The sequence below is a fragment of the Brevibacillus sp. NPDC003359 genome (genome assembly GCF_042878995.1).
GTDB lineage: Bacteria > Bacillota > Bacilli > Brevibacillales > Brevibacillaceae > Brevibacillus.
The window spans coordinates 210,666-234,699 of record NZ_JBIAOR010000003.1; the positions used below are offsets into that span (position 1 = coordinate 210,666).

Here is a 24,034-nt window from a genome sequence, read left to right on the forward strand (position 1 = left end):
GCCCCTCCTTTTTTCGAGGTTATGGATGATTTACGATGAGGGTCCTAAATAGTTTCAACAGAAAAAAGCAGCCTATGACGTGGACAAGGCAGTTGTCCAGCGCATAGGCTGCTTGGCTTTTATCGGCAAGGATTATTTCATGCCTTTTTGGTACTCATCAAACTGAGCGGTTACCTCATTCGAAGGCTTGCTGGTCATATGGCTGACAACCACGATGGCGAGCAGACTAATCGCAAAGCCGGGAACCATCTCATATAAGAAGTCCTTTAGCACATCAAAACGAGTCCAGATGATAACAGTAAGCGCGCCAGCGACCATGCCCGCGAGAGCACCCCATTTGTTCATGCGCTTCCAATAGAGGGAGAGCAGGATGACAGGCCCAAACGAAGCGCCGAATCCGGCCCACGCATATCCGACGAGATCGAGGATCGTGTCATTTTTATTCAAGGCGAGCAAAAAGGCGACGACAGATACAAGCAATACGGACAGGCGGCCAATCGTGATCAGCTCTTTGTCAGTGGCAGAACGGTTGAGGAAGGTTTTGTAAATATCCTCGGTCAAGGAGCTGGACGTCACGAGCAGCTGAGAGGAAATCGTACTCATGATCGCGGCCAAAATCGCTGCCAGCAAAAAGCCGGTAATGAGTGGATGGAACAGAATCGTCCCCAACTGGATGAAGATCGTCTCAGGATCGCTCAACGTCCAGCCTTGCTTGGAGTACAAGGCGATACCGGCTAGACCTGTCAGCATGGCGCCAGCCACGGAGAAAATCATCCAGCCCATACCGATGCTGCGAGCTTTTTTGATCTCACTCGTGGACGTGATCGCCATAAAGCGAACGATAATGTGCGGTTGTCCGAAATAACCGAGACCCCATGCAAACAAGGAAATGATGCCGAGCAGGCTCGTCCCTTTAAAAATATCGAGCAACGAAGGATCAACAGCGTGGATCTCGGTAAGCGATTCACTCAATCCGCCTGCTGTAAGGACGGTCACAAGCGGGACGAGAATGAGAGCAATCACCATAATGAGTCCTTGAACAGCGTCCGTCCAGCTTACAGCGAGAAAGCCGCCAAACAACGTGTAGGCAATGGTGACCAATCCGACAATCCATAGGCCTGTTTGATAACTCAGGTGGAAGGTGTTTTCAAACAACACGCCTCCAGAAACGAGACCAGATGAAACGTAAAAGGTAAAAAAGATCATAATTACAAGTGCCGAGACAAGACGAAGCATCCGCGACCCATCCCCGAAACGATTTTCCAAAAAAGCAGGGATCGTAATCGAGTTGTTGGCAACCTCCGTGTACGAACGAAGGCGGGGAGCAACATACAGCCAGTTGGCATAAGCACCGAGAGTCAGACCGATAGCAATCCAGGAGGAGCTAAGACCTTGGGCAAACATCGCGCCTGGCAAGCCCATCATCAACCAGCCGCTCATGTCGGATGCACCCGCACTGAGAGCGGTTACAGTTGGACCCAGCGATCGGCCACCAAGCATATAGTCGGTCAGATTGGAGGTACGCTTGTAGGCATAATAGCCGATTAAAAGCATACCTGCCATGTACACAATAATAGACGTGAGCAGCATATTCATTGGCAGCACCTCTTGGCGTGTTTAGTATTTATGAACTTTATATGAACATCTTACACATTATCATGCCCATATATAAAAATCTATAAGGAAAAACAGAAAATTTGGTAGATCTTCAATAAAAAGTTTTTTAATAACACGAAAAAACCCGCGATGATTGATCGCAGGCCTTTCTTGAAAAGTGATCCAAATTACTGAACTTGAACCTGACCGTTTCCGTCGAGTGTTACTTTGAATTCCTTTACGACAGCAGGCTCCGCACTTGAGTTGTTCAAATCGTGCTTGAGCACTTTGAAAGTACCATCGGCAGAGAGTGTGCCTGTATATTCAACACCAAACATGTCAGATTTGTAGAAGCTGAAGTTCGCAAGCTCGGTCTTTTGCAATTCTTCCACGAGTAACTGCCCATCTCCACTGAACATGGCATTACGCAATGCCTCAGAGGATTCGTATTTTTGCTGGAGGTATGTTTGCAGCTGCTTGGCGACTTCAGACTCCGCTAGTTGCTTGCCGGCTTCTAGAGCTTGTTGGCCCGTTTCGACAGCCTGTTTGCCTGCCTCAATCGCTTGCTGACCTGTTTCTACTGCTTGCTGAGCGGTTTGGACCCCTTCGGATATTTCGGAGCAGGCAGTGAGCAGCAGCGCGCAAGCAACAATCAATACTTTTTTCATGTGGTTCACTCCTTTCTGGCGTGACGATTCTTACTTTATTTATTTTAACGTATATCCACTGACTTCGCATCCGCATATGATGGGGTAAGCGTAAGAGCTGCACTGATTACAGGGAGGAAACACAATGATTCAAGGGAAAGTAAAATGGTTCAGCAAAGAAAAGGGTTATGGGTTTATTGAGCGCGATGGAGGACCTGATGTATTCGTACACTATTCTGCGATTACGGGGGCAGGTTACCGGAATTTGGAGGAAGGCGAGCAGGTGGTTTTTGAGATCGTGAATGGACAGCGTGGGCTACAAGCCGCCAATGTAGCGAAGAAAATCGTGTAAAAGAGGTATCATCTTCGAAAAACACATGACGAAGGACTTCCTTCGATTCAAAAACGCCGTCATACCTGTATAAGGCAGACGGTGTCTTATTTATGTGACGTTGCGTTTTAGATTGATCAAAGGTTGTTGTAGAGAAAGACTGACAGTGCAATGACCAGAGCGATCGTAATAATGCCGTAAATGATCAACAAGTTGCGGGAGCGTTGTTTAAAGCCCCGTTCTTTGGATTCGGTTGGATTGATCCCGATTTTAATCGTAACGACGAGACCTATAAGAACAAGTACAATAATCGCAATGATAAAAGGCAAAATACTCATAACAGCCAATCGTCCTTTCTGTATGGCACAGTCATCCTGCTGGATATACACGAGGATGCATACGGTAGCTTACTTCGATCATATACCGACCGTACAAAAATGTTGCCATCCACTTGGGGATTATTTTGCCCATCCACTTGCCACGAATGCATCCGCTAAACGTGAAACGGCCTCAGGGATCTGATCCAGGGTAGCTCTGCCAAAGGTGAAGCGGACATATCCTTGCTCTGCACCGAAAAGATGCCCCGGAACGAAGACAACCCCTCGTTTGACTGATTCGGTAAGAAGACGTTCGCCGTTCCATTCCCCTTTGAATTTGCACCACAGGTGAATACCGCCTTGTGAACCGACCATTTCTACTTGGTCACCGAATTTGTCTTGAAGCGAGGAAACAAGCTGATCGTGACGCAAGGATAGCTCGGCTTGTAAAAGATTGATGTGACTCGCAAACTGAGGCGATCCGAGAAAGCGATTCGCTAGCCATTGCGGAAAAATGCTGTGTCCAAAATCAAACTGTTGTTTTGCATCTGCCAGTCTTTCCATGACAGTAGAGGGCCCGACGACCCAGCCGATCCGCAGACCTGAGGCTACGATTTTGGTCAAAGAGCTGATATAGAGTACGGTTCCGTGTTGATCCAGCGATTTTAAGGTTGGGACGGGTTCTCTCGAAAAACTGGTCAAGCTGTATGGATCATCCTCGATGATCGGAATCCCTTTTTCATAGGAGAAAGCGAGCAGTTCCTGGCGCCGCTCCAATGAAAGCATTGTCCCTGTCGGGTTTTGATAATTCGGATTGAGAAAAACCATTTTGATGCGGTGCTGGCGGTGTAGCTGGGCCAAGTGCTTCGGGTCTATTCCGTCCCGGTCAACAGGCAGTGAGAACGTACGCAAGCCAGCGGAATGAAAAAGCGGCAAGGAATAACAATAAGACGGCTCCTCAATGGCAACCGCATCACCTGGCTTTAACAAGCATTGAACGACGAGATGAAGAGCCTGCTGCGCTCCTGACGTAATCATGATCGAGGTCGCAGGTGCTGCGATGCTTCGCCATTTTTTCATATGAAGACTCAAGGTCTCGCGCAAAGCCCAATTGCCCTGCGGATGCTCATAGCCAAGGTGAGTCGGGAAGTCTTCGGCTGTCATGAGCTGCTGGAGTGTCTGATGGGGAACGAGATCGGTCGAGAGCTCGCCACTCGCCAAATCGATCAAGTCATTTTCCTGTGTTTCACGACGGATTTTTCGAATCAATGGTAAATTCGGGCGAAATGACCCTGATTCCGTCAAATGACGCCAGTTAGGAACACGGGTCCGTGCCAGTCCCCAGATATCTTGGCTAACGATGGTGCCACTTCCTTGTATGCGCTCGATCATGCCTGCTGCTTGCAACTCATCGTACGCCGAGACGACGGTCGAACGGTTGACGTTCAGTTCTTTGGCCAGGGTGCGCTCTGAGGGCAAATAGCTGCCAGGCCCGAAGTCGCCACTGCTGATTCTTTGTTCGATTTGCTCTGCTATTTGTTTATATAAGGGCTTTGCAGCCACAGAAGTTATGCCATCCATCACGAATCCTGCTTTCTACATTTATCCAGTACATTATATCATGACATTCATCTTTCATTTTCGTCTGGGTCAGGTAAAATAGATGAGATGGAAGGGGAGATGGACGATGAAACAATACCTGGATTTGTGCCAGCGTATTTTGAATGAGGGTGTCACAAAAGAAGATCGGACAGGCACCGGAACGACCAGTGTTTTTGGGCATCAGATGCGTTTTGACCTGAGCGAAGGCTTTCCGATGGTCACCACGAAAAAGCTGCATATGAAATCGATCATCCACGAATTGCTCTGGTTTTTATCGGGCGATACCAATATCGGCTATTTGCAGGAAAACGGCGTGCGGATTTGGAACGAATGGGCCGATGAAAACGGAGATTTGGGCCCGGTATACGGAAGCCAATGGCGTTCATTTACTGGACGTGACGGCAAAACAGTAGACCAGATTCAATGGATCATTGATGAGATCAAACGCAATCCGGACTCTCGCCGCTTGATTGTAAGCGCGTGGAATCCGGCTGAATTGGACAAGATGGCATTGCCTCCTTGTCACCTGCTGTTCCAATTTTACGTAGCGAATGGCAAGCTGTCCTGCCAGCTGTATCAGCGCAGTGGCGACACGTTTTTAGGTGTGCCGTTTAATATCGCTTCCTACGCCTTGCTGACGCATATGGTTGCGCATGTCACTGGGCTTGAAGTGGGTGATTTTGTTCATACGATCGGAGATGCTCATCTATATCTCAACCATATCGAGCAGGTCAAGCTGCAGCTTTCTCGCGACCCGAAACCGCTGCCAAAGCTGGTGCTCAATCCAGCGGTTACTTCGATTTTCGACTTTAAATACGAAGATATTGAAATCGTTGGCTACGAATCCCATCCGCACATCAAAGGCGAGGTGGCCGTATGATCAGCCTGATTGTTGCCTATGCACGCAACCAAGTCATCGGAAGAGATGGCGACATGCCGTGGAACCTTCCTGCCGACTTGAAGAATGTGAAGGAACGAACGACAGGTAAAACGATCGTAATGGGACGCAAAACGTTCGAGTCGATCGGCAAGCCACTGCCTAACCGCAGAAATGTCGTTCTGACACGTAGTCAAGACTTTCACCCTGAAGGTGTAGATGTCGTCCATACGAAGGAAGAAGTGCTCGCAATGGGTGATGTCATCATCTTTGGCGGCTCGGAAATTTATCGCCAGTTCCTCGATGTCGTGGATCGTCTGTACATTACGGAGATCGATTTGGAAACAGAGGGCGATACGTTTTTCCCGGCATGGGATCGAGACGCCTATACCTTGGTGGACAAGCGTGAGGGTATTGTGGATGAGAAGAACGTTCATCCGCATGCGTTTTACGTGTATGAGCGGAAAAATAGCAAATAAGCGAAAATGCCTCGTTACTGAGGCATTTTTTGTTCTTTTTTCACCTCTATTGCTAGGTCGTACGACATGTGAATACTCGACATATGTATGGACTCACATGCATATAAACGATAGAAAATAGCAGGGACGAACCCAAGGAGGTGATCGGGATGAAGGTAGACTTTCACGTCCATCTGGAGGAAGGGCCGTATTCGCTGGACTGGTTGCTCAAGCAAGCGGAATCATTGCGCCCCCTCGTGGAGCACGACGAAGTGATGGGGAGCCGAAAATGGGCGAGTAAGCTGACGACTGGGTTGGCAGAACGCCTTCAACAAGGCCCGTATTCAAGGGATTGGCTTGAATTGTATCGATTACGTGCCAAACAGGCGGGGATTCAGCAAGTTTGCGTGGTGGAGCACTTATACCGTTTTCTTGAGTATCGGCCGTACTACGAACAGTATGTGCACATCGGCTCTGATCGCTTGGGGACAGCACAGCGCAGATGGCTGAGTCAGGTCGCAAACGAGTCACTGGACAGCTTTGTTGTTTTCCTGCAAAAAGAACGGCTTCGTTGGGCAGAAGACGGGATTGAGCTGCGTGTCGGGATTGAACTGGATTATTTTTCAGGTGGAGAAGAGACACTGCGGCATGTCATCAATCAATATCCTTGGGATGTGTGCATAGGGTCCGTGCATTTTCTGGAAGGCTGGGGCTATTCGATCCAAGATGCACGAGAACGGTTTGGAAGACAGGAGCTCATCGGTTTGTACAGTCTTTATTTTGATAAGCTGGAGCAGGCGATCGAATCGCAATTATTCGATGTCATTGCGCATATCGATGGCATCAAAGCGTTTGGTGTGCGACCGGATGAAACTGCACTACTGCCGTATTATCAGCGTGTGGCCCGTGCTCTTGGGCGCAGAGGGATTGCGACGGAAATCAATACAGGCTATGTTCTGGCCAGTCAGCTCCGAGAATTTTCGCCCAGCTATCGTTTTCTGGAGATTCTGTTCCAGAATGAGGTGCCCATCACCTTGGCGTCTAGCGCTACTGCACCTGATCAAGTCGGTCAGCAGTTGGACGAGGCTCGAGCACAATTGAAACGGGTAGGCTATACGAGCTTTGCGGTTTTTGAGAAGCGAAAACGCAGCATGCTTGCGCTGGATTAGTCAAGCTCCCCATTTGGCCCATGATTCTGCTATGATGGAAGAAGAATGGTGCATCCAGTGGGAGGAGTAAGAACCATGGCCTTGCAGGAACAATTAAAAGAGCTGCTCAAAGAGATGGAACCGCAAATCATCAGCTGGAGGCGTCATCTGCACCAGCATCCCGAGCTTTCCTTTCAAGAAGAGAAGACCCCAGCCCTTATTGCCGAAATATTGAGAGGATTTCACTTTGATGAGGTTCGCACAGGAGTTGGCGGAAGAGGAGTCATCGGCGTTTTGCGCGGAGGGCGCCCGGGTAAGGTCGTCGCTTTGCGTGCGGATTTTGACGCACTACCGATTCAGGATCAAAAAGAGGTGCCGTATAAATCTACCGTACCCGGCGTCATGCATGCATGTGGACATGATGCGCACACTTCCCAGCTATTAGGACTCGCAGCTGTTTTGGCAGCACATCGTGAGCAGTTTGCCGGTGAAATTCGCTTTGTCTTTCAGCATGCAGAAGAGGAAAATCCGGGCGGAGCTACCCAAATGGTTCAGGATGGTGCTGTAGATGGCGTCGATGCGATCTTTGGCGTTCATCTCTGGTCGATGTTCCCTGTGGGGAAGGTGTACATTAGTGCAGGTCCGCTCATGGCGAATACGGACGACTTTTCCATCGAGATCAAGGGAAAAGGGGGACACGGTGCTGTTCCAGAAGAAACCGTCGACTCCATTGTGATCGGTTCACAAATCGTCGGTCATCTGCAAACGATTGCCAGCCGCAACGTCAGCCCGTTAGAGAGTGTAGTCGTGACCGTGGGGACGTTCCATGGCGGAGACAGTACGAACATCATCGCAGATAGCTGTCGTTTGACAGGGACTGTCCGCACCTTTTTGGCAGACGTCCGCGATCGTGCGGAGCAGCGCCTGAAAGAAATTGCGGAGGGGACAGCTGCCATGATGGGAGGCAGCGCTACGGTTGTCTACGATCGAGGATATCCAGCCGTCATTAATCATGAAAAAGAAACAGCGATCGCACAGGAAGCAGCGATTGCTGCATTTGGAACTGATCGTGTGGAATCGATGAAGCCGTTGATGGGTGGCGAGGACTTTTCTTACTACTTGGAAAAGGTGCCCGGCGCTTACTTGTTCGTAGGGGCAGGCAATCCGGAAAAACTGGCGACATATCCCCATCATCATCCTCGTTTTGATATCGACGAGGATGCCATGCTGATCGCAGGAGAGCTCTTGGGACGAACAGCGTTGCACTATTTGGAACATCAACAATAGGAAAATTCATGAAAGATGCGCTTTTGCCTACATAGGACAAAGGCGCTTTTTTTGCTTTCAACCATAAGCTATACGAGGCTAGCTAGAAAATCGAACAAGGGAGGGAGTGGCCTTTCGGTGAGAAAACGTATAGGCGTACTGACCTACCGAGGAGAATCAGGCTTTGTCGAACCGGGCTTTTTGCGAAGGCTGGTAGAGGAAGGAAAAGAAATGGGGGCAGAGGTTTTTTTGTTTAGCCCACAAGATGTCCGTTTTGCAGAAAAGCGGATCAACGGTTATGTACCAGATGGCACGAAGTGGAGACGAGCGCATTTTGCCTGGCCCGATATCGTCATTGACCGTTATCGCTACTATCCATTGCCCAAGCATCGTGCCTATTTGCCATTTCGCAAGCAAGACTGGTTTCGCTATGCGAATAACCGCTTCTCGAACAAATATGTCGTTCATCAGGTTTTGATACAAGATCCAGAGCTTCAGCGGTGGCTTCCCGAAACACTCCCCTACGACAGAAACACGCTTGCCACGATGCTTGCCGATCATCGTCTGGTTTATCTTAAGCCGACAAACGGCTCAGGTGGCAGAAGCATTTTGCGTGTGGAGAAAAAAGCAGGTCGCTACCTTTTGCATGGCAGGACCAAGCAGCAAGCCAAAAGCTGCGAAAAACTGGCGACGCTCACAGAGGTGTGCGAGCGGCTGGAGCATTGGATGAAGCATGAAAAGAGCGGAAACGAGCAGTTTTTTCTTCAGCAGGGGCTACGGCTGTCACTGGTTCCCAAGCGAACAGTAGATGCTCGCCTACTCGTGCAAAAGGACGGGAAGGGTCAGTGGTGTTTGACCGGGATGGGCATTCGCGTTGGGCCGACACAATCGTCTACCTCGAATTTGCATGGGGGGGGAACCGCTTTGCCTGCTGTTTCTTTTTTGGTCAAACGATTTGGTCAGGAAATGGCAGAGCGGATTGTGTTGGAATGCAAGGAACTCGCGATCAAAACAGTCACACGCATTGAAGAGCATTTTGGCTTGATGATGGAGTTTGGCTTTGACTTGGGGATTGACGTTCATGGGAAGGTTTGGATTATCGAAATCAATCCGAAGCCAGGCAGAGAAATTTTCAAGCAGATGCGTCAGCACAAGCGATATGCGATGGCGGTTCGACGGCCGTTGGAGTATGCGTTGTATCTTGTTAATAAAGAGAAATCTGAGCGACTGAGGGATCTTCCATAGAGGAAGGTCTCTTTTTTTGGTATTTTCGTTTCTTTTAAGAGGTGGACACGGCATAATAATAATAATAATAATAAAAAAATGCATAAGAGGTGAAACGCACATGCAAAAACAATCATTTTCCATCGTACTCGACGAGGAGTTGACGCTGCGCGGCGACATCCATTCGGAGGAAGCAGCAGGGTCAGCACAACCGCTGCTGCTGTTTTGCCATGGCTTTAAGGGCTTCAAGGATTGGGGAAGCTTTCCCTACGTAGCCGATGAGCTGGCAAAGCAAGGCGTTACCACGATTCGCTTTAACTTTAGCTGCAATGGCGTAGGCGAGAGCTTGACCGAGTTCGACGAGCTGGAGAAATTCGGGCGCAATACGTATGCGCGTGAACTGGCTGATTTGCAAGCCTTGACGGAACGGATATTGTCAGGCGAGCTTTCTTTACCCGATCATGTGGACAAAACCAAGCTGTACGTATTGGGACACAGCAAGGGCGGCGGTGACGCGATCCTATTCGGAGCAAACAACCCGCATGTGGCAGGGATTGTGACTTGGAACGGAATTGCTCATGTCGATTTGTTCGACGAGAAGCTGCGCCAACAAATAGAAGAAACTGGCGCCGGATACATAGCGAATGCACGAACCGGTCAAGATATGCCAATCACGAGAGTCGTGATCGAGGACGTGGACAACAATCGCCAGCAATACGATATTTTGGAACTTGTTTCTACGATGGAGAAACCGCTGTGCATCATTACAGGAGAAAAAGATTATGTCCGTCTGGTAGAGGGTGCAAAAAGAATTCATCAGGCTGCGAAAAGCAGCGAGCTGCACTGGATAGAAGACGGAGATCATACATTTAACACGCGTCATCCGTTTGCAGGTACATCGGCTCCACTGGAAGCTGCGATCAAGCAAACTGTCGCATTTGTCCGCACCCCACGGACATAGGAAAAACCTCTATTTTCCTGCGTTTTCTTTTCCATTTGGGCTGTGGTATACTGGGAATCGTCTAACGGTTCGAATGATGTGATTATTCAGAAAAATAACAGAACAGGTGGAGAAGAAACATGAATAGCAAGGTGTATCTGTATGATACGACCCTGCGAGATGGTACGCAGGGAGAGGGGATCAGCCTGTCGGTAGAAGACAAGATAAAGATCGCACTGCGGCTGGATCAGTTTGGTATCGATTTTATTGAAGGCGGTTGGCCGGGCAGCAATCCAAAGGACATGGCTTTTTTTGAGCGTATCCGGGAGATTTCGCTGCAACACGCAAAGATAACGGCTTTTGGCAGTACCTGTAGACCGAATATAGCAGCTCCGGATGATGAGAATCTGCAAGCATTGATCTTAAGCGGAGCTGGCGCAACAGCGATTTTCGGGAAATCATGGGACTTGCACGTGACGGATGCTCTCAAGACGACGTTGGAAGAAAATGTGCGCATGGTCGCTGATTCGGTCGCATTTTTAAAAGAAAACGGACTGACGACGCTCTTTTTGGCAGAGCATTTCTTCGATGGGTACAAGGCGAATCCGCGCTACGCATTGCGGGTGCTGGAAGCGGCAGAAGAGGCTGGGGCTGACTGGATTGTTCTCTGTGATACAAATGGCGGGACAATGCCGGATGAAGTCTATGATATTGTCAAAACGACTGTGGGCCATCTGCGGACGCCTGTAGGCATTCATCCGCATAATGACAGCGGAGTGGCGGTTGCCAATGCGTTAGCAGCGATCCAGGCAGGCGCACAGCAAGTACAAGGAACCATTAATGGCATCGGTGAGCGCTGTGGGAACGTCAACCTGATCTCAGTGGTTCCGAATTTGCAGCTCAAGCTGGGTTATTACTGTGTGAGCAGCGATCAATTGCAAGAGCTGACGCAGCTGTCGCGCTATGTGGCCGAAATTGCGAACATGACGATGCCGAACAACCAGCCGTTTGTCGGGTATAGTGCTTTTGCTCACAAGGGTGGTATTCACGTAAGCGCCGTTATGCGCGATCCGAAAACGTACGAGCACATTGAGCCGGAGAATATCGGCAACAAGCGTCGTGTACTCGTTTCGGAGCTCGCTGGTCAAAGCAATTTGCTCGCCAAAATGGAAGAGCTGGAGATCGACCTCTCGCTGGATCGGGAAAAGGCGAGAGAAATCATTACACACATCAAAGAGCGCGAATTCCAAGGCTATCAATACGAGGGAGCAGAAGCTTCGCTAACACTGATGCTGCTGGAAGCCTCCGGCAAGCTGAAAAACCTGTTCACGCTGGACTCCTTCAAGATCATGCTGGAAAAGGCAGCCGTCCAATCGATCACGTCGGAGGCGACCGTGAAGTTGCGTGTGAATGGGGAGTCTGTCCATACGGCAGCTGATGGCAACGGTCCGGTGAATGCGCTGGACAATGCGATGCGAAAAGCGTTGGAAGGCTACTATCCATGCATTGCGAAAATGCAGCTCGAAGATTACAAAGTACGTGTCCTTGATGAAAACGGCGCAACTGCCGCAAAAGTACGTGTCCTGATCGAATCCTCGAGCAACGGCGAAAAATGGAGCACAGTCGGCGTCTCGACCAACGTCATCGAGGCGAGCTGGGAAGCGCTGGCAGACAGTATCCGTTACTTGTTATGGAAAGAAGGTTGCGAGGAAGTCGGAAGCTTTGCTTCTACAGGGACGCGAGTAGGAATTGTGAATCATTAACAAAGGGAACCAGCCCGGGCAGATGCCGTCGGGCTGGTTTTCCTATTTCTCTCGGAGCAGTTATGACATGAAATTTTTAAAAGGCATCGAACTACGGACAAAGCTAGTGAGAAGAAAAAGCACAGAGCTCGTAGACCTTGACAACGCCTACCCAGTTGGAACTTCCAAAAGGGGACCACGCTTGTCGAACACTTCTTCCTTGAGAAACTTCCGCCCGTAGGGTGGCTTTGGCTCGACGGTCCCCTTTTGGGAGTGGAGACGGACAGTCAATCCCCCATGCTGGCGTGTCAGAGTCGAAGAGAACTGTGCTTTTTCTTCTCCTCCACTATGTTGACTCTAACCAGCTTTTAATTATGGTTGTGAAGAAGAAACCGGACGATCAATCAACTGCCGCAGCTTCGTCTCGGTGGCAGAATTCGGGTCAGGTGTGTAAATGCTGCACCTTAAATCCGCGCTCCCGGAAACCTGCAGCGAGGTCAGATGAAAGAGCATTTTTCCTGCCTTGGCATGACGAAATTCCAGTAAAACCTCCGGGGCTGAGCTGACACGGCTTTGCTCCCATAGATCGTGAAAATCGGGATGAACCTGCCGCATTTCTCTCAAAAACTGCTCGTACCACTCGTCCTCTACGTATTGACCGTAATTGGCGCGAAAAATCGCGAGAAAGCCGCTGACGAAATGCTCCCAGTTAACGGCAAACCGTCGTAATTCCTTCCGTGTAAACACCAGGCGGATCAAATTGCGCTCTTCATAAGGGATTTGTTCAAAATCGAGAAAGACATGTGCGGCTGCCTCGTTCCAGCCTACAATATGACTGCGTCGATCTGAAATGATGGTTGGGCAGGAGCGCAATTCTTTTAAGATTCGTTTTAGGGCAGGATTGATCTTCGGAGGTTCATCCTTTTGCAAGCCTTGTCCGACTCCCGTGCTAGTCTCCAGTGCCAGCGCATACAAATATTTTCGCTCATCGACGGTAAGCTGCAAAGCTCTCGCTACCGCATCCAGAACAGAAGGCGAGACCTTGATGTCGCGGCCTTGTTCCAGCCATGTATACCAGGTGGAGCTAACCCCCGCGAGCTGAGCAACTTCTTCTCTTCGTAGTCCGGGTGTTCTTCTACGTGTCCCAGGAGCCAGCCCGATCGACTGTGGCAGGATTTTGGCGCGCTGCGTTTTTAAAAAAGTAGATAGTGCCTGCAAGCGCGTTTGCTGATTCATGCTACACCTCCATTTCCTAACTTGGTTAGATTTGTTAGACTAGTACTCATTATACTAGGATAAATAACAACTTGTAATAGGATAATGTATGTGACAAGATGATTTTCATAAGGCACTCGAATAGGAGGCTAATCATGGAAAAAGTCGTTGTCACAGGTATGGGAGTGATCTCCCCGATAGGGAATACGGTGAATCAGTTTTGGAACAGTCTCGTGCAAGGGAAGTCTGGAATTTCACATATTGACACTTTTGATACAGCGCGAAACAAAACGAAAATCGCAGGCTTGGTGCGGGATTTTGATCCGGTGGAGCGTTTTGGGCGCAAAGAAGCGCGGAGAATGGATCGCTTTTGCCAGTTTGCCCTTGCTGCTGTCGAAGAAGCACTAGAGGATGCAGAGCTTCGGCTGGACCAGTTGGACCGCGAGCGAATCGGGGTATATGTAGGCTCTGGCATCGGCGGGGTAGAGACACTGCTTGAGCAGCATGATGTCCTGCGTGAGCGAGGGCCTGAGCGGATCAGTCCGACGCTGGTTCCCATGCTCATCTCCAACATGGCCGCAGCGATGATCAGTATCAAGTACAGTCTGTACGGTCCGACGATGTCACCTGTCACTGCTTGCTCGATTGGAAATACGTCCATCGGAGAAGCTTTCCGGCTCATTCGAACGGGCGGGGCGGATGTCGTCATCGCAGGAGGGTCTGAGGCCGCAGTGACTGACATTTCTCTCGCCAGCTTTAGCAATGCGACGGCATTATCAACGAGAAATGATGATCCAACAGGAGCGAGTCGGCCATTTGATGCCCAACGGGATGGATTTGTGATGGCAGAAGGTGCTGGTATTGTGATTTTGGAGTCAGAGACGCACGCCAAGAAAAGAAATGCACGGATATATGCCGAGGTGATTGGCTATGGGGCAAGCTCTGATGCCTATCATATGGTGGCGACACATCCAGAAGGAATCGGTCCCTACCGCGCGATGAAATGGGCCCTTCAGGAAGCAGGGGTGCAAACGACAGACGTGGATGTCATCAGTGCGCACGCTACCAGTACAGAAATCGGAGACCGTTCCGAGACACTGGCGATCAAAAAGCTGTTTAGCGAGCATGCTTACCATGTACCGATTACCGCCAACAAGTCGATGACTGGTCACATGTTTGGTGCAGCAGGGGGTGCGGAAGCGATTGCCCTGATTAAGAGCCTTCAAGAAGGAATGATTCCCCCGACGATCAATCAGCAGGAGCGTGACCCTGACTGCAATCTGGACTATGTGCCAAATACAGCCCGCAGAGCTAAGCTTCTCATCGGGATGTCCAATTCCTTTGGCTTTGGCGGTCACAACGCAGTCATCGTGCTGAAAAAAATGTAACATCTAGAGCCTGTTCTCGTAGTCTCAGGTAGACTGTGAGAGCAGGCTTTTTTATGTCGATAGAAAAAAATGAAACGTTTTGCAGTCCTGATTTCTCTAACAAGGGAGAAAAGGAGGGGGAACAGATTGAACAAAAAGCTTGGTCTCGTTGCACGCGCCAAGGCCGGTGATTCAGAGGCATTCCAAATGCTCATGCACCAGGAAAAAGCCAATCTGTACAAGATGGCTTTCGTGTACACGCGCAACGAAGAGGATGCGCTGGAGGTTTTTCAGGAAACGGTCTATAAGGCTTTGATCTCCATTTCAACCGTAAAGGACGATCAATACTTTACGACATGGCTGACGCGAATTTTGATCAACACGGCGATTGCCTATTTGGCTAAAAAGCGAAAGGTAATTTCGTTGAGTAAAGACATGATCGAAAATATGCGAGATACAGAAGGTGTAAGGCTGGAAGAACGAATCGACCTTTTGGAAGCAATGGAAGAGCTCGAAGAAAAGTATGTAACGGTTCTCTTGCTGCGATTTTATAAGGACTATTCTGTAAAGCAAATCGCAGCCTTGCTAGATTGCCCGGAAGGCACCGTGAAAACGAACATACACAGAGGTCTAACTCTATTAAGGAAGAAGCTGAAAGGGGAGTATTTCGATGAGAGAAAAAATTCATGCCTATAAAGAGCAAGTGGATCGCATACTGGTCCCTACAGAGAAGCTGGACGACATTATCACCAAAACAGTTCGAGAAGCATCGCCACAAAGAAAACGCCTAAACAAAAGGAAGCTGGTTTATAGCACAGGAGCTGCAGTCGTTGCTGTAGGTATCTTGTTTAGCTCAGCGACTGTCTCACCAGCGATGGCGAACCTAGTCTCCAAGGTGCCTTTGATCGGATCGATATTCGCGACTTATGGTGACAGCGGATTAAAGCAAGCGAGTGAAAAAGGCTTAACGACTGTCATCGGCGAGTCACAGAGCGTAGGAGGCAATGCGATTACCGTCAATGAAGTCTACTATGATGGGACACGCTTTACGATTGGGTACACATTGGAAACGAAGGAGGCAGTCGGAGAGCATTATTTAGGCTCCTCACCAGATTTGACAGTGAACGGGGAATCGTTTGGATACGCAGGAAGCAGCAAGCAAACACAAATCACTCCGACGCTTGCGACCGGAATTGTCGATATTGACGCAATTAATGACTTGCCTCAGGAGTTCAAGCTAGGGTTGAGCTTCCAGGGGGAGGACGGAAAGAAGTGGAGCTTCTCCCTACCAATCAGTGAACGCACAGATACGAAACGCATTCCGATTAATCACCAGCAACAAGCTGGAGGCATTGACCTGACCGTTTCGGATGTCACAATGGGTCCAGCAGGGCTGGTGGTGAGCTTCCAGGCAGTAACCGAGGAAATCGGGTATTTATCGAGCTATTTGGAATTCAAGGTGGTTGATGAAAAAGGGAACGAGCTGGGAGCCTACTCAGGCGGTAGCCAAGGTAAAGAGTCTGACGGCAAAGAGTATCTCACGGGTACAAGACGTTTCGACCCGGTGACAGCGGATGTAAAAGAATTAACGATCACGCCATATATGTCATTGCCTACAAACGGTGGCGGTGTCGAAATCGATGGCAAAGGGAAAGAAACACTGATCCAATCGGCAATCGAGACGATACAAAAGCATGGAAAGAACATCAAGTTCAATACGTTTACCATTTCCTTGGAAAAATAAAACCACACAAAAAAGCGTCACTCCACGTACTGGAGCGACGCTTCTTTACTTGATCCGGGCAAAAACTAGGATTGCTTTCTCATCGCACCTAGTTCTTCAACGATGGCAGTCATTTCATTGATACCAAACGCCGCTTTTTTCTGCACCATGTTGTACAGGTACAGCAAATCCTCGTAATGAACGAGATCGAAATCCTCTGGACGCATCACAGCGGTATTCGCCATGTTCAGCTTTGCCTTAATGCCTTCGATGATAATCGCCAAGTTCTCTACAGTTGGTTGATTCAGGTCAGCCATACTTTCTCTCTCCTCTCTGTAAAGCTGGTATTTATTTCGTCAGTTGCCCACGTGTAACGCCCAACTGGTTCGTTGCCTTCAGGGTACGCCATACGTGTGTACCGCTAACTTCTCCGCACAATGCTTTGCGATACAGATTGATTACTTCTTTCACGCGCTCTGGTTCTTCTTCCAAAAACTCAATGCGGTAGCTCCCGACGTTCAGGGAGCGGAACTCTCTCAAGTACTCAGCACCAGACTGGTCAATCGCGTTATAAACGGTATTGCGGCAGCCGGTATCCACACGTATTGGGTGAGAGAAGCCGACGCGGTCTTTCAACGAAATGCGGGAAGTCTCACAAGGGGTTCCGCAGTTCGTATGGTCAGTACCTTCACTCATGAATGTGCAGTACACGCAATGCTCGGTGTGGAACATCGGCATGTGCTGGTGGATGACCAGTTCCATGTTCGCAGCGTTCGAGCGGCTGAGCAGATCGACCATCTGCTGGATGTTCAGATCGTAGGATGGCGTGACGCGCTCAAGACCTGTTGCGAGGAACAGCTCAACTGCCTTGTGGTTCGCGACATTCAAGGAGAAATCGCCAATCAGTGGAATGTCGATTTCATCACGACGAGACAAGTAGTAATAGAGTGCTCCGGTATTACGCACCAGAATAGCGTCTGGCTTACTTTTCGCGATCAGGGCAAGGACACCGTTTTCATCCGGCATATGAATGCGCATGGTAGCGATACCGATCTTTTTGCCGTATTTGTGTGCCAGCTTGACACCCTCTGGGTACTGCTTAACGAATTCAAAGTCAGCGTAGAGGAAGTCCACATCTGTTTGTGCAGCTGCTTCCAACTGCTCAAGAGAGCGGCACAGAGCTGTCAGGAGCGGTTTTTCCACTGGTTGGCTCTTCGGTGCATCCGCGTATACATTGATATCGTGATGGTGATAAATAGGTGGCTTAGAACGCAGGAACACGAGTTGTTCTACCGCGTCACGGCGCATCCGGTTCAATTCGCTGACAGGAACAATGAGTTCCCCGTCGAGATCGACAGTCAGATCGCCGGCCTCCAGATGGAAAATGGTTCCCCCCAGACGGCTGAGTTGATCGTGCAGCAACTCAGCCGTCAGAGGACGCTTCAAAGCAGTTTCCAGCAGTACCTCCGAAGGAACACTGACAGCGTGATTTGCCTGTTTATCCACCCAAGTGACATTGAGCTTTTCACCCAACTTGCCGCTTACGTGAACGGACAGTGGGAAGGTGCGATACGGCTTTTCCGTCTCGAACGTTTTGCGCAGGCGACGATCCAACTCAGGATCGCTCGTCTTCCATACGCGGTCACCAACGTGGAGACGCTTCAGATTGACGTCATTACGTCCCATCACGATTTCGTATAAGCCTTTTGTTACTTCGCCTTCTACTTTTGTGCCGCGTGACAAAATATCGTAAATACGGCCGCCTTCTTCTTTTTGCGTTGGATCACCAGCGTCGAATACGATACCGTCGCCTCGTTTGATAGGGGCGTTAATTTCGACGAGAACCCCGTTCCCAACGAACTTTTTCACGCTTCCTAAAAAGACACCACGGCTTTTCGGGAACGATCCGTCCACGAGCTCGCGATTGTTTGTCCCGGTCAAGAAGCCATGGGTAAAGCCACGAGAAAAGCTCTGTTGCAGTTCACGAACTTCCACTTCAGATGGCCCTGTATCTTGACCTGCAAAATAGCGATCAATTGCTGCATTATATTTGCTAACTACGTTTGCTACATATTCAGGTGTTTTGAGGCGTCCTTCGATTTTAAAGGAAGTCACGCCAGCCTCGATCAACTCAGGAACCAAATCGATGGCAGCCAAGTCTTTTGGGGACAGCACGTAAGCGATATTCCCCATTTCCTTTTGCACACCGTCTACCATCAGGTCATACGGCAAGCGACAGGCTTGAGCACACTCCCCGCGGTTTGCCGAGCGTCCTCCCCACATTTCCGAGGTCAGGCATTGTCCGGAATAAGAAACGCACAAGGCACCGTGGACGAAAACTTCCATCGGCAGCTTTGCTTTTTCTCCGATTTTTTTGATCTCTTTTAATGAATTCTCACGACCGAGTACGACGCGTTCCATATCAAACGGCTTCGTGAACTCCACCGCTTCCGGCGAAGTAATCGTCATTTGTGTAGAGCCGTGAATCGGGAAGTCTGGAGAAATTTCGCGGATCATCTTTACAAGACCGAGGTCTTGTACGATCACAGCGTCCACTCCAGCATGGATACAGGCGTCTATCAGCTCGCGTGCATCCTCTAGTTCATTTTCAAATACGAGAATATTAAAGGTAAGGAAGCCCTTTACCCCGTACATGTGCAAATAAGCCATAATCTCTGGCAGTTCCGCCATATGGAAGTTCTCAGCACGCGCACGCGCGTTGAACTTTTCTACTCCAAAAAATATTGCATTGGCTCCGTTAGCCACGGCTGCCTTCAAACAATCCCAGTTACCAGCAGGTGCCAACAGCTCGATATCTTCACGTTTTATACCATTTCGCATGTGTATGTCATTACCGTTGCCAAACGATTGTAAAAATCCACCAACCCTTTGTTTGCTTCCTGTTTCTTTGTGTCTGCTTTTGCCAAGGCTACTTGCATTTGGTAAGACACTCCACAGGCGTAAATTCCGGTACAACGAACCGTACACATTAGCAATAACTTGTTGGTGTCAGCTTGCTAATTTGGCTAAGTTGATAGATGCGTTAAGGTCTCTATCTATTTCTAGCCCACAATCACATCTGAAAACCCGATCTGACAGTTTTAGGTCTTTTTTCATTTGACCACAATTTGAACAGGTCTTCGATGAAGGATACCATTTGTCTGCTTGTATGAAGCAAATGCCATATTTCTCGCACTTGTATTTCAGTTGTCGTTTAAACTCGTGCAATTTCTGTTGTGCGATAGCTTTGGACAGATGACGATTCTTCATCATATTGGCGATTTTCAAAGTCTCCATCACTACAGTGCCAGGTTTGGTTTTCACGATAGCATTCGTAGCTTGATGGATGTGATTGGTACGGATATTTGTTAGTATTCGGTTGAGCAAACGAATGGATTTTTCCACTCTTACAATGTTGCACGTTTTGACAAAACGGTTTCCCTCCTTGTTCATCTCGTATTGGCGAGAGACTTTACGTTGCAACCTCCGTAAACGTTTCTCTGCTTTCTTTACAGGTTTTGTCTTGTTGATATTTTGAAAGGTCATTCCGTTAGAACAAACCGCAAGCTCTTTTAAACCTAAGTCAATGCCAATGACTTCATTAGTTAAAGTAGGCTTCTCTACCTCTTGTTCAATGCTGACGGATAGATACCAGTATTTCCCATCGAATGAGATGCGAGGATTTATATACGTTGTATCCACAGGAATTTGTTCTGAGGTACGAACCCATCCTACTTTCAAAAGGAAGACGAGACCTTTTTTTACCCTCAATTTCACATTGTCATTGTAAAAGGAGGGTTTTGACTTTTTTCTGCTTTTAAATCTAGGTTTATGAGCTTGTTTCTTGAAGAATTTTTTATAAGCATCACAAGCATCTTTGACTGCTTGTTTAGTTACATCATTGGAAACATCGTACAACCAAACATAATCCTTAGACAGTTTTACCTGTGTCAGTTCTTTACGGAGAATAGTATCGGGTAAGAACTTACCACCGTTTCGGTAGTTTTCTTCCTGCCTGGCCAACGTCCAATTGTATGCCCAACGAGCCGTTCCAGCCGACTTCCATAACTGATTTTCTTGTTCGGGAGTGGGTTTCAATCTAACTTTCATTGCGAGTATCATTATTGGTATCGCCGCCTTTAGTTATACCGTGAAATATAAGATGAATAACAAGGCATTAGACTGTACTCCGAATGACGTACTATACATGGAAGAAGGGTATACAGGAATACATAGTTTTTAATAATGAATAGCTTAGTTAACAACCTCCAAGTTTTTCAACAAGCTCTTCTTCATCATAGGGAAATGTGCAGGTCACCGCAACAAAAACATCCTTTCTGCCAGATGTTGAAAATGTACCTTTCAGAAAGACACCTAGGGATGTTATTCTGTAAGAAAAATCGAAATATTCTACAAGCCAGGGGAACCGATATATGCTAATCATCAAAGACATTTTGCTGCAGTTACTGTTTGTTATCGTCCCTGTTTTGCTGTATAGAAACGTTTGGCTGGGGCGATCAACCTCAAACAAGATGAGTGTCAAGTCATCAATGGTTATCGTTTGTAGCTCGATCAGTGTCATTTTTGCTATGAGCTTTCCAGTACAACTCAGTAATGGTATGGCGTACGATTTACGCTCGATACCGATCATTATTACCATTTTATACGCGGGGTATATCCCGGGCATTTTGACGATTTTCGTGATGTTTGTCGTAAGGATCGTTCTGGATGGCGATGTCGTTCTCATGACCATTCTGGGAACGATGTTCTACGTGATCATACCTTTTTTGTTGGTCAATCGTTGGTATGGATACTCTTTGCGAAAAAAACTGACGGTCGTTCTCTTGATCGGATGCTTGAAGCAACTGTCCATCATCGGTGGAGGGATGGCTGTTTTGATCTGGAGAGGATCCCCGGTGTCCATCATTAACGATTATCTGGAGCCGCTAGTGGAAATTGGTTACCTTAGTTTGATCGTACAAGGTGGAGCCGTTTATTTCATCGAGTTTATTCGAGAATCCCATATTATCCGCAAGCAAGTCGAACGCTCGGAAAAGCTGAACTTGATCAGCGAGCTAGCAGCAAGTGTTGCCCATGAAGTGCGCAATCCACTCACGGTCGTACGAGGCTTTGTCCAATTGTTGCGTGAGGAGACGAATCCGAAAAACACTGAATACATCCGATTGGTCTTAAATGAACTCGATCGGGCTGAATTTATTATTTCCGACTATTTAAATCTGGCCAAGCCTCATTCTGAGACGCTGGAGCGACTGGAGATTGCGCATACGGTGAAAGAAGTCACTGCTATCATGTCGTCCTACAGCGTCATGAACCGCGTAGAAATTCACTGTGAGACAGAGCCTGGTCTATTCGTGGAGAGCAATGCCGTCAAGCTGAAGCAAGCCTTGATGAATCTGATGAAAAACGGCATCGAATCGATGGACCAGGGAGGCGTACTGCATGTCACCGTACAAGCAGCCGGGAACTATCATGTGATTTCCATCAAGGATGAGGGAGAGGGGATGACGCAGGAGCAGATTGACCAGATCGGGTTGCCTTTTTATTCCACAAAAGAAAAAGGGACAGGTCTCGGATTGATGGTAACCTGTCGGATTATTGAGGCGATGAAAGGGACGATCCACTTTCAGAGTGAACGAGGACACGGAACACAGGTGACGATTCAACTGCCTGCTATGTATATGACCGGAAAAGGAGGCGAACATGGACAAAGATCAAGAGATGTGGGACCGACTCTTTCATGAGTTGGCTGTAATCAGAAGCGAACTAAAAGCGTTTAAGCTCGAAACACGTGCAGAGCTCTATCAATTGAAAAGCGAGCTGAGAGAATGGCAGCAACGAGAAGAACAGCGAAGGCTCCCGAACGAAGGGGAATAGACCATGCGAAGTTCCACAAAACGATGGTGGCAAAAAACAAGAAAAGCTGTATTCGTAGCAGCCTTGGCTTTAGCGCTTGCTGCATGCGGACAATCACAGGAAGCAGCAAAGCCTGCCACTCAACCAACGACAGAACCTACGACTACATCTGTACCTGAGCAACCCGAACAGATACTCAGACTGAATAACTTTACAGAACCACTTTCTCTTCATCCCGGACTCATTTCCGATGTTTGGTCATCCAATGTTATTTTTCAGACGTTTGAAGGGCTGACTCGCATTGACAACAAGGGCGTTCCACAGCCCGCCATGGCGCAGGAAATCAAGGCATCAGACGATTTACTGACGTACACCTTCACGATTCGTGACAATGCGAAATGGTCGAATGGCGATCCTGTAACCGCACAAGATTTTGAAAACGCTTGGAAATGGGCGCTCGATGCTAAAAACGGTTCCCAGTATGCTTATCAGCTGTTTTATGTAAAAAATGCAGAGGTGGCCTTTGCTGGTAAGGCGAAGCCCGAAGAGATCGGGGTAAAGGCAACAGATGACAAGACACTGGTCGTCCAACTGGAAAACCCGACGCCGTTTTTTCTGGAGTTGACGGCTTTTTACAGCTATTTTCCGCTGAATACCAAAGTGGTGAAAGACAACCCAGACTGGGCGAAGGAAGCAGGACCAGCCTACACCTCGAATGGACCGTTCAAGCTCACTACGTGGGAGCATAAAACCAAGCTGACGCTTACGAAAAACGAGCATTATTGGGACGCAGACGCTGTCAAGCTGACCAAAATCGAAATGAATATGATCAATGACGCGAATACAGAGCTGTCGATGCTAGAGAGCGGCGATCTCGATTGGGCAGGTGCTCCGACTGGCAATCTTCCGCTCGACGCAATGCCGACCTTGAAGGAAAAAGGCTTGCTGGTGATCACGCCAAAAGCCGGGACGTACTGGTATGAATTCAACACAGAGCAAAAGCCTTTCCACAACAAAAAAATTCGCCAAGCCTTTTCATATGCAATCAACCGAAAAGACATCGTGGAGAACATCACACAGGGAGGGGAATTGGTTGCGACAGCCGTAGTGCCACCTACGATGTTTGCTGAGAACGAGCAAGGCCTGTTTACAGACAATGATGTGGAAAAAGCCAAGCAGCTGTTGGCGGAAGGCATGAAGGAAGAAGGGTACGCCAGCGTCGACCAACTCCCACCGATTACACTGTCCTATAATACGGAGGAGGCACAGACCAAAATCGCGCAAGCCGTACAGGACATGTGGCAAAAAAACTTGGGTGTGCATGTCAAGCTGGAGAATCAGGAATGGAATGTCTACTATGAAAACGTGAAAAACGGGAAGTACCAAGTAGCGCGGATGGGGTGGACGGGGGATTTCAACGATCCGATCAACTTCCTGGAAATATTCCGAACGAAGGAAGGCAACAACCATACTCGTTGGGAGAAACGTCAATATGCCGATCTATTGGCGGCTTCTGCCAAGGAGAAGGATGCTGCCAAACGAAAAGCGATCTTGCAAGAGGCGGAGAGAATGTTGGTGGACGAAATGCCAGTCATTCCGTTTTACTTTAAGTCTACAGTGTATGCGCAGAACCCCAAGTTGAAAGGTGTAGTTATTTCAGGTTTGGGATACGCGCAGTACAAATGGGCCTATTTTGAATAATCTAGT

General features: G+C 48.5%; 22 protein-coding genes. 14 read left to right on the forward strand and 8 right to left on the reverse strand.

Annotated elements, in window-relative coordinates; translation table 11 throughout:
* Nucleotides 1-132: 132 nt before the first annotated feature.
* Together putP and ACFYU8_RS12695 are read right to left on the reverse strand one after the other, a co-directional pair.
* Entirely contained in the window at nt 133-1,596 is a 1,464-nt protein-coding gene (putP, locus tag ACFYU8_RS12690; protein ID WP_390299100.1) for a sodium/proline symporter PutP, read from the reverse strand.
* Nucleotides 1,597-1,784: 188 nt separating this feature from the next.
* Nucleotides 1,785-2,264, reverse strand: a complete 480-nt coding sequence (locus ACFYU8_RS12695) for an outer membrane protein assembly factor BamD (protein ID WP_390299103.1) — start codon at nt 2,262-2,264, stop codon at nt 1,785-1,787.
* Between the two features lie 124 nt (nt 2,265-2,388).
* Between ACFYU8_RS12695 and ACFYU8_RS12700 the strand changes: the two genes are divergently transcribed.
* Nucleotides 2,389-2,595 carry a cold-shock protein gene (locus ACFYU8_RS12700; RefSeq protein ID WP_390299106.1) on the forward strand — a complete coding sequence of 69 codons (207 nt, stop codon included), beginning with the start codon at nt 2,389-2,391 and terminating at the stop codon, nt 2,593-2,595.
* 116 nt (nt 2,596-2,711) lie between these two features.
* On the opposite strand, the gene ACFYU8_RS12705 is transcribed toward ACFYU8_RS12700, so the two are convergent.
* Complete coding sequence (locus tag ACFYU8_RS12705; protein ID WP_327952415.1) at nt 2,712-2,912, reverse strand: hypothetical protein; 201 nt, start codon at nt 2,910-2,912, stop codon at nt 2,712-2,714.
* Between the two features lie 120 nt (nt 2,913-3,032).
* Nucleotides 3,033-4,472, reverse strand: a complete 1,440-nt coding sequence (gene pdxR / locus ACFYU8_RS12710; RefSeq protein WP_390299110.1) for a MocR-like pyridoxine biosynthesis transcription factor PdxR — start codon at nt 4,470-4,472, stop codon at nt 3,033-3,035.
* Nucleotides 4,473-4,578: 106 nt separating this feature from the next.
* Here pdxR and ACFYU8_RS12715 point away from each other — a divergent pair, with 106 nt between their 5' ends.
* The 7 genes from ACFYU8_RS12715 (at nt 4,579) to cimA (ending at nt 12,169) form a co-directional block, all read left to right on the forward strand.
* Complete coding sequence (locus tag ACFYU8_RS12715; RefSeq protein ID WP_390299113.1) at nt 4,579-5,373, forward strand: thymidylate synthase; 795 nt, start codon at nt 4,579-4,581, stop codon at nt 5,371-5,373.
* Nucleotides 5,370-5,849, forward strand: coding sequence for a dihydrofolate reductase (locus tag ACFYU8_RS12720; RefSeq protein ID WP_390299116.1), 480 nt, complete (start codon nt 5,370-5,372; stop codon nt 5,847-5,849). Before ACFYU8_RS12715 ends, ACFYU8_RS12720 begins: the two co-directional genes overlap by 4 nt.
* Before the next feature lie 149 nt (nt 5,850-5,998).
* The gene (locus ACFYU8_RS12725; protein ID WP_390299119.1) at nt 5,999-6,997 is read left to right on the forward strand and encodes a histidinol phosphate phosphatase domain-containing protein; all 999 of its coding nucleotides are present in this window, start codon (nt 5,999-6,001) and stop codon (nt 6,995-6,997) included.
* A 75-nt stretch (nt 6,998-7,072) separates the two neighbouring features.
* Nucleotides 7,073-8,263 carry a M20 metallopeptidase family protein gene (locus ACFYU8_RS12730; protein WP_390299122.1) on the forward strand — a complete coding sequence of 397 codons (1,191 nt, stop codon included), beginning with the start codon at nt 7,073-7,075 and terminating at the stop codon, nt 8,261-8,263.
* Nucleotides 8,264-8,380: 117 nt separating this feature from the next.
* A complete protein-coding gene (locus tag ACFYU8_RS12735) occupies nt 8,381-9,487 on the forward strand; it encodes a YheC/YheD family endospore coat-associated protein (protein WP_390299125.1) in 1,107 nt (368 codons plus the stop codon).
* 100 nt (nt 9,488-9,587) lie between these two features.
* Nucleotides 9,588-10,427, forward strand: coding sequence for an alpha/beta hydrolase (locus tag ACFYU8_RS12740; RefSeq protein WP_390299128.1), 840 nt, complete (start codon nt 9,588-9,590; stop codon nt 10,425-10,427).
* A gap of 119 nt (nt 10,428-10,546) precedes the next feature.
* Complete coding sequence (cimA, locus tag ACFYU8_RS12745; RefSeq protein ID WP_390299131.1) at nt 10,547-12,169, forward strand: citramalate synthase; 1,623 nt, start codon at nt 10,547-10,549, stop codon at nt 12,167-12,169.
* A 351-nt stretch (nt 12,170-12,520) separates the two neighbouring features.
* Here the strand turns inward: cimA and ACFYU8_RS12750 are convergent, their stop codons facing one another.
* Nucleotides 12,521-13,384 (reverse strand): helix-turn-helix transcriptional regulator, encoded by an 864-nt coding sequence (locus ACFYU8_RS12750; RefSeq protein WP_390299134.1) that lies wholly within the window; start codon nt 13,382-13,384, stop codon nt 12,521-12,523.
* Between the two features lie 134 nt (nt 13,385-13,518).
* On the opposite strand from ACFYU8_RS12750, the gene fabF reads away from it, so the two are divergent.
* The 3 genes from fabF to ACFYU8_RS12765 all read left to right on the forward strand — a co-directional run bounded on the left by fabF (nt 13,519) and on the right by ACFYU8_RS12765 (nt 16,474).
* Nucleotides 13,519-14,751, forward strand: a complete 1,233-nt coding sequence (fabF, locus tag ACFYU8_RS12755) for a beta-ketoacyl-ACP synthase II (RefSeq protein ID WP_390299137.1) — start codon at nt 13,519-13,521, stop codon at nt 14,749-14,751.
* Between the two features lie 126 nt (nt 14,752-14,877).
* A complete protein-coding gene (locus ACFYU8_RS12760) occupies nt 14,878-15,426 on the forward strand; it encodes a sigma-70 family RNA polymerase sigma factor (protein WP_390299140.1) in 549 nt (182 codons plus the stop codon).
* Nucleotides 15,401-16,474 (forward strand): DUF4179 domain-containing protein, encoded by a 1,074-nt coding sequence (locus tag ACFYU8_RS12765; RefSeq protein WP_390299143.1) that lies wholly within the window; start codon nt 15,401-15,403, stop codon nt 16,472-16,474. The genes ACFYU8_RS12760 and ACFYU8_RS12765 overlap by 26 nt, the downstream gene beginning before the upstream one ends.
* Nucleotides 16,475-16,539: 65 nt before the next feature.
* Here the strand turns inward: ACFYU8_RS12765 and ACFYU8_RS12770 are convergent, their stop codons facing one another.
* The 3 genes from ACFYU8_RS12770 to ACFYU8_RS12780 form a co-directional block, all read right to left on the reverse strand.
* Nucleotides 16,540-16,770, reverse strand: coding sequence for a DUF1128 domain-containing protein (locus ACFYU8_RS12770; RefSeq protein ID WP_015892616.1), 231 nt, complete (start codon nt 16,768-16,770; stop codon nt 16,540-16,542).
* A gap of 31 nt (nt 16,771-16,801) precedes the next feature.
* A complete protein-coding gene (locus tag ACFYU8_RS12775) occupies nt 16,802-19,294 on the reverse strand; it encodes a U32 family peptidase (RefSeq protein WP_390299146.1) in 2,493 nt (830 codons plus the stop codon).
* A 168-nt stretch (nt 19,295-19,462) separates the two neighbouring features.
* Nucleotides 19,463-20,575 (reverse strand): RNA-guided endonuclease InsQ/TnpB family protein, encoded by a 1,113-nt coding sequence (locus tag ACFYU8_RS12780; protein WP_390299148.1) that lies wholly within the window; start codon nt 20,573-20,575, stop codon nt 19,463-19,465.
* A gap of 311 nt (nt 20,576-20,886) precedes the next feature.
* Here ACFYU8_RS12780 and ACFYU8_RS12785 point away from each other — a divergent pair, with 311 nt between their 5' ends.
* From ACFYU8_RS12785 to ACFYU8_RS12795, 3 genes are read left to right on the forward strand one after another with little or no spacing between them, the layout of a single operon-like run.
* Nucleotides 20,887-22,215: an ATP-binding protein gene (locus ACFYU8_RS12785; protein ID WP_390299151.1), complete on the forward strand. Its 1,329-nt coding sequence runs from the start codon at nt 20,887-20,889 to the stop codon at nt 22,213-22,215.
* A complete protein-coding gene (locus ACFYU8_RS12790; protein ID WP_390299154.1) occupies nt 22,175-22,348 on the forward strand; it encodes a hypothetical protein in 174 nt (57 codons plus the stop codon). Before ACFYU8_RS12785 ends, ACFYU8_RS12790 begins: the two co-directional genes overlap by 41 nt.
* A 3-nt stretch (nt 22,349-22,351) precedes the next feature.
* Nucleotides 22,352-24,028, forward strand: coding sequence for a peptide ABC transporter substrate-binding protein (locus ACFYU8_RS12795; protein WP_390299157.1), 1,677 nt, complete (start codon nt 22,352-22,354; stop codon nt 24,026-24,028).
* Nucleotides 24,029-24,034: the final 6 nt, after the last annotated feature.